The following is a 6,674-nucleotide window of genomic DNA, read 5'->3' as shown; positions in this document are numbered from 1 at the left end:
CACGAGAGGCCGCCCTGGAAGCAATAATGATCTACAACACCAAGCGTCCACACTTGAGTCTGGCCATGATGACGCCAGAGATGAAATATGCTGCATGAACACTTAACCAACTCTGTCAACTTCTGGCCGGACGACACAAGTTTGTTAGAACGTGATTTGGAGCGTCGAGCCACCGGAAACGAATTTAGCGGGGTGGATGATTTCGCCGGTCCCGGTATCGGCGACATCAGCCGGGAGATTCTCCAAGAACTTCTTCCGGGCTTTGAGCTTTTCCTCGATGGCCTTCTTTTGAAATTCGAGATCGTCGACGACGCTGTCCTGATACTCATACCTCTTCGGGAGAGATTTCACCTGGACCTTCGCGCCGCAGATATCCTCGCTGGTTCCGTGCATTGAGTTGATTGCCCGGTCTTTGATCCGGCCCAAAGCCTGGTCGAGGATGTCTGAGACATTCCGGATGCGGACGTAGGCCTCGATGGCTGACTGCTCTTCGAGGAGGGCGTCTGTCAAGGCCCCGGCGTAAGTGGCAAATTCAGCTTTTGGAACGACACGTTGCAGCACAGTCAGGTGCTCAGACTGGACCGGTCCCGCTTCGATAACCTCTGGGAAGAATTCGTCCCGTGGTTGTGTGTTTGGTTTCATGATGTTGTTCTCCTTATCGTGCGTTCCCATGCGCACCCCGGTTGATGAGTGATTTTGTTGTGCTTTTTATCCTATCCGATTTCTTCCGAGGCTAACCACGTGTGCCTTCTTCCCGCTGGCGTTGTTTTGTGGCTTCGACTTCGGCCGGGGATGCTGCCTCAACCTTGTCCGCTTCAATCGACATCACCGATGAGCCGAATGACACATACTGCAGGGTTCCATCATCACGCATTCGATAGGCATATCCTATGACTCTGCCTGTGGATTTGATTTTAATTGGCTGAAGAATTTTCATGATTCTATTGGCAGTTTGACCCCGGCGGCGATAAGCCCCGAAAAAAAGAAAGGGAAAAGAAAAAAAGCGGATGTGGTATCTAAAACGGCAAACCAAAAAGGCAAGGGCCCCGAAAACGCTATGGATTACCAATTCTTCGCGTTTGAGGGGTTTATATACCCTTGCCTTTTTGCACATCAGCTCGAACTGAGCCGTTTGCCGTTTTTATCTTGACCCGCTTTTTTTGCTTCTTTTCCCTTTCTGAGGGAGGGGCGTTGTATCCTCGGTTTGTTCGATGGTATTGTCGATTTCCGATTTGCGATTGTCGATTGGGGTGAGGCGGATGGCACAGATGGGAATTGGAAGAGCGGTTTTTGCAGAGGAGCCATTCGATGAGAATGCAGAAACTGTGACAGCCGCCGTTGTTCAGAACAGGTGGCAATTACGCCGATGCGACTGAGTGAGGCGTTATTGCTGAGGTCCCGACGAAGAGCGTCGGGATTTCGCGGGGGAACGCTCGATTTTTGGCGAGGCGGCATGAAGCGCTCCTGGGTGGATCGCTTATCCTGCGCTGGTTGTAGCGGCACGTGATCCAGAAAACTACAATATTTCACGTGCCCGCGCTTGATGCCGCCGAAGATGAGGTCCGCATTTTGAATCTCTGTCCTTCTTTTCTTACATTGGGTCAGATTGTCACCGTGAATTTCCCAGCATTTGAATTGTCTTCCTAAGATTGACCACCTCGTCGAAAGACTTACACACCCTACTCAGATCGATCCTTTCAGGATCTGCATCTGAATTCGAGATCAACAGTCTAGTTCGGCTGGCGTTCAATGTCGCGTCTATTCGCCTCCGTCAGCTTGTGAGATCCGGCAGACTCCATCTGCATTCGTTTGGAATTTCTGTGGAGGGCATCGCCTTCGATTGCATCGCCGAATTGTTTCAACGCGACGAGAGTGGGACATTCATTGAGCTTGAAGTGTACTTTTCCGAGAATCGTGCTCTTGAGCTCATCGATGAGCAGGAAGCACAACATTACTTCCGACGGTTAGTATTCAGCTCTCTCAACGAGGGGATCTATCGGCTGTATCGGGAAAACGATCCAGTTCTTGGGCGTATTATCCGAAACCTCAAGATCGTTGCCCAATCCATGGGAGACTTGAAGCAATTCGAACGGCTTGGTCAGACCTATTGTTACACCTGTGGAGAAGCCGAGCGCAATGATCAGCTCTCAGAATATCCGATCGATCAACTCCAGACCGAGCTCGCTCTAGCGCGTCACGCGAAAAAGAACACACAAGCGTACGTGAGGAAGTTCTTTGAGATTCTGAATCATCAGCAACAGTACAGGAGGTTTTACGCGCTCATTGACATCGCCATCATCATCAAACGTATTTTCGTGCAACGCGGAACCTCAGTGCAAGAAATGGTGAGCACCGACGAGTCCTTACTTCGCCATGACCTCGAGAACATCCTGCGGAGAAGCACCATCGAATTGAAACGGAGCCTTCACCAGAGATATGTGGAGACTGGCAAGATCCCTTTTCCTCTTTTTCAGAGTTATGCTCAAGCCTTGGAAGACATGATGTTCGATGTTTTCGCAAACAATGACGGGTCCGATTTATCACATGTAGATTATTTGAAGAAGTACGTCTCCGATTTGACGCTCCAGGAATATAGAAGAACTCACAGAACTCACTTTGAATACATGGTACGTGTCGCCCGGCGATTCGTGAAAGAGCGTGTGCGTGAGCTCTTGTAGGCTGTGAATGACCGGATCGCGATTACGCAACTGCATACAATCGGAAGGATGAATGGTGACGGAGAGAGATTGAATCACCTCGATGAACATACAATTGAGCTCTTCTTGCTGGAAAGCGAGAAAGTCCTCCTTCAGCGCACGGAAATTGAGCGTCATTTGAAGGAATGTTACAGTTGTCGTGAGATTGCCGAAGAACTAGGGCAGTTTCATGGTCTGCTGAACGGGAGGCAACCACGGTTGAAGGAACATACTGAGGTTGAGGTGGCAACATCACTCGAGCTTCGGCCAGAGTATGTGAAACTGAAGAATCCGGGTTCGTTGACCCCCCTCCTCCGCTCATTCCCGTCCCGATTTTGGCAGGTAGCGAGAAGAAGGCCGATTGTCGCAACGTGTTCTGGCCTTGCGTTAACCGCCTTGCTCTCTATCGTGTTCTACCCAAGGACAACCAGTGGAGCTAACGAGCCCGCCTATGCAAGATTGAACGAGAAACTGGAAACCTTGGAAGTTTACAACCAGAAGAATGAGAAACTATGGGAGCTTCCCTCCACAGTTGTGGAAACCACCAAGCCAGTGGAAGAAAGCACGAGCGCTCGCTACACACTCGTTGCTGATCTCCATGGAGATGGCCAGCACGAGGTCATCACGACGCTCACTTTACCGTATGAAGAGAAAGCTGGACAAAGCCTAAAAGTGTTCGACGCGGCAAAGAATCTCATAGGAGAGCGATCTCCAGAGACAATTTCTGTGAATTACCAAGGGACACACTATGACTCACCGTATACATACGAAACTCTCGTTATCGAAAACATCCCAGGAACAAACAGAAAGAACATTGTTGTAGCCTGCAATAACACTCGCTCTCCATGGTTTCTCCACCGATTGGATGATTCTCTCAACTCCATTGGAAAATATTGGCACTTTGGAGGTTTCTACGGCTTGAGTACAATAGATGTGAAAGACGGAAAGAAGGAACAATTGGTTGTCTGGGGGATAAATCAGGCCGGGCCTTTGGAGAAGGGAAGCACTATGGCTATTGCCGCGCTGCTCGACCCTTCTAAGATCGATGGAGACAAGGAAGCAACGGCTACACGGGGATTTGGTCACCCCGCCTCAACTGCAGAGGTTTTCTACGTTCGTTTTCCTGAATCTGATATTCACAAGGCCTTGGATACCTCCCCCCGAGTTTACCTCGTTCCTAAGGAGGGGGAAGAAAACTTGAGATTCTTAGTGTCCACAGAGAGGGCTGATGTACTTCCTCATTTTGAATTCTCGCTTTCGAAGGATTTCCACGTTCTGGACGTGAAGCCAAGCAGCCCAATGATTTCGTTGCATGCAGCGTTGAAGAAAGAAGGAAAGATCAGAAGCACGTTGGACAAACAATATCTTGAGGAGCTCGGGCGCCGCGTGGAGTACTGGGACGGTAGCAGATGGTCGAGTGAATGGACCATGGTCAATGTGACCACCGCCATCAAGTAGAGTGAAATAGGTGTCTTCCTCGAATCCCGCTTTGCACAGATTGCGCAGGGCGGGATTCTTTTTTGTTTGCTGGTGTTTACGCATTTGCTGGTGAATGAGAGGACATTAATAGGGAGTCTAATTAATGACCTGACAGGTTTGTGTCAGGTCTCATTCACACTATTTCACTTGGAGGAAAAATGAACAGGAAGAAACTTGCTGTTATTGTGTTGACTGCCTTGTTGCTTTCAGTTATGCGGGCACAAGACATAACGACGACGAATCTTCAAGCGACCAGAGCGGTTGTGGTGAGCGTGACGCAGGCATGGACTTCGACGAATATTTCCTTGTTGGCAGGTGACAAGATAGACATCTCAGTACGGGGCGTAGCATCAACGGATGGAGCAACAACTCCACAGTCGACCAAATGGATCGGGCCCGATGGAAATGGCGGCTTGTATCCATCCAGTCCACTGCCAACAGCGGCACAGCATTCGGTGATCGGCAGGCTTGGCAGTTCGGGGAGTCTATTCTTCGTGGGCAGCAGTGTTTCTTTCACTGTCAATTCGAACATCACAAGTGCATCCACTCTATACCTAGGGTACAATGATTATGGACTGAGTGACAACTTTGGCTATTATGTCGCATTTATCACCGTGGTTAGAAACGGGACCCTGCTGACCAATGTCGTCTCCATGGATGAACAACTGCCAGGGAAATTTGCTCTGAGTCAGAATTACCCTAATCCTTTCAATCCGTCCACGACCATTGAGTATCAACTATCGCAAAGGGATAATGTTGAAATCAGAGTGTACAACGTCGCGGGTGAATTGGTGAAGAAGCTGCTAGATACGGAGATGAGTGCAGGCGTACATTCAGTCGCATGGGACGGAAGAGACGATGTTGGCCAATCAGTCTCGACCGGTACCTATTTTTATCAGGTGAAGTCTGGAAATATACTGCAAGCTAAGAAAATGTTGTTGTTGAAATAAGGACATTTGGGAGGCAACGCACGTTTTCGGTCGATTTGGCGCAGGCGGAAAAAGACACGAGAGCATGAGTCTGAACGCACGTTGAAGTGTGTCCGGCGAGTTTGCGACTTGTGGTGAAGCAGGATTGGCAGTATCCCGGAAATCAGCCGCGGAATGCATATCAGATTTGAATAGTCAGTCAAAGCGCAAATTCAAAGGCCTTTTCAAAGGTTGCAACTGCCGTGAGGAGCAGGCCCTACATCGAAAATGCCGATCGACCAATGTTGATCGGCATTTTCTTTTCAGGACGAGTTGCGGGTTCATTGCCGCGTGGCAATGATGAGAACTGTCCTCTTTCCTTCCCCGTCTCATCTGACCTTGTATCTCAGTATGAATCGCAGCTATTGCTCTTCGGATCGACCAGCGTAGACAATAACTGTTACACTCGCCGTTGTTCAGAACAGGTGGCAATTACGCCGAAACGAAGGAGCGAACGGAGCGGAGTGACTCAGTTGAAACCAAAATTCTAAGAATGATTGGAATGTGGAACGAAGAGGAATGAGCGACTGAGTTGAGGCGTTATTGCTGAGGTCCCGACGAAGAGCGTCGGGATTTCGCGGGGGAACGCTCAACTTTTGGCGAGGCGGCATGAAGCCTTCTCAGCTTACTGCATACATAGACAGATGAAGGTCGCACGTGTCCAGAAAAACTTCCAAATTCACGTGCGAGCGACCGACTACGCTTGAACAGTAGCTTCGTCGGTCAGGCTTGATGCCGCCGTGGGGGGAGGGTGAGGTTATAAGCGGATCAGATTCTCAATGTCGTTCCCGCGTGTGGGTAAGTCATATGACGAAACACGGTGGAGGACGACAAAATATTCGCATCACACGAGAAGCACTCTCTTTGTGCCCGCAAACATTGAATCATTCCTTGTCGGTACTTTCCGGACGTTGACATTGATTCAAGAATGCCATAGGATTCAAGTAGCGATTTCCCATCGAACCACCGTGGTTCCATTCTTTTCCACTCACAAATCCATCTGACTGTTGTCGGGAGGATCCATGGACCTTTCATCCGTCCGCAATCGAATTCTGACTGTTCTGCTAGTTTTGGCGTTGTTGTCTAGTCTCCTTCAAGCGCAGACATATCGTTCTGTCCAATCGTGGGGTGGCCCGGGAGGTGGAGGCGGCAATCTTAATGATCCCACAGGTATAGCCGTGGATCAACAGGGTAATGTATATGTCGCCGATGCGCTCAATTGCAGGCTTCAGAAATTCTCAAGTACCGGCCAATATCTTGCCATGTGGGGTGTGCGTGGGTCTGCAGCGGGCAATTTCCAGGTCCCTATGGGTGTGGCAGTTGACGCATCAGGAAGTGTCTATGTCGCGGACGTTTATCGCAATGCGGTTCAGAAGTTCTCATCATCCGGATCCTATATGAGTGAACTAGCGGTATCCGGAGTCGGGGTGGCAATATCGAAAGACGGATTCATCTATGTGGTCAAAGACTCTGTGTACAAGTTTTCCTCAAACGGAACTCGAATCATGACATGGGGAAAGCCTGGGAGCGG

General features: G+C 49.6%; 5 protein-coding genes. 3 read left to right on the top strand and 2 right to left on the bottom strand.

Annotated elements, in window-relative coordinates; genetic code table 11:
- Positions 1-144 precede the first annotated feature (144 nt).
- A complete protein-coding gene (locus NTU47_00365; GenBank protein ID MCX6132235.1) occupies positions 145-642 on the bottom strand; it encodes a hypothetical protein in 498 nt (165 codons plus the stop codon).
- Between the two features lie 91 nt (positions 643-733).
- Positions 734-937 carry a hypothetical protein gene (locus NTU47_00360; protein ID MCX6132234.1) on the bottom strand — a complete coding sequence of 68 codons (204 nt, stop codon included), beginning with the start codon at positions 935-937 and terminating at the stop codon, positions 734-736.
- 883 nt (positions 938-1,820) lie between these two features.
- Here NTU47_00360 and NTU47_00355 point away from each other — a divergent pair.
- From NTU47_00355 to NTU47_00345, 3 genes are all read left to right on the top strand, one after another.
- Positions 1,821-2,678 carry a hypothetical protein gene (locus tag NTU47_00355; GenBank protein MCX6132233.1) on the top strand — a complete coding sequence of 286 codons (858 nt, stop codon included), beginning with the start codon at positions 1,821-1,823 and terminating at the stop codon, positions 2,676-2,678.
- Between the two features lie 294 nt (positions 2,679-2,972).
- Entirely contained in the window at positions 2,973-4,154 is a 1,182-nt protein-coding gene (locus tag NTU47_00350) for a hypothetical protein (protein ID MCX6132232.1), read from the top strand.
- A gap of 179 nt (positions 4,155-4,333) precedes the next feature.
- The gene (locus tag NTU47_00345) at positions 4,334-5,125 is read left to right on the top strand and encodes a T9SS type A sorting domain-containing protein (protein MCX6132231.1); all 792 of its coding nucleotides are present in this window, start codon (positions 4,334-4,336) and stop codon (positions 5,123-5,125) included.
- Positions 5,126-6,674: the final 1,549 nt, after the last annotated feature.

Source organism: Ignavibacteriales bacterium (genome assembly GCA_026390595.1).
Classification (GTDB): Bacteria; Bacteroidota; Ignavibacteria; order UBA10030; family UBA10030; genus UBA9647.
The sequence above is the reverse complement of the archived record's forward strand: the minus strand, read 5'-3'. Positions and strand labels throughout refer to the sequence as shown.

Excerpts from the sequence above, each read along its gene's own strand:
- NTU47_00365 (MCX6132235.1), bottom strand. The coding sequence starts at position 642 with ATGAAACCAAACACACAACCACGGGACGAATTCTTCCCAGAGGTTATC.
- NTU47_00360 (MCX6132234.1), bottom strand. The coding sequence starts at position 937 with ATGAAAATTCTTCAGCCAATTAAAATCAAATCCACAGGCAGAGTCATA.
- NTU47_00345 (MCX6132231.1), top strand. The coding sequence starts at position 4,334 with ATGAACAGGAAGAAACTTGCTGTTATTGTGTTGACTGCCTTGTTGCTT.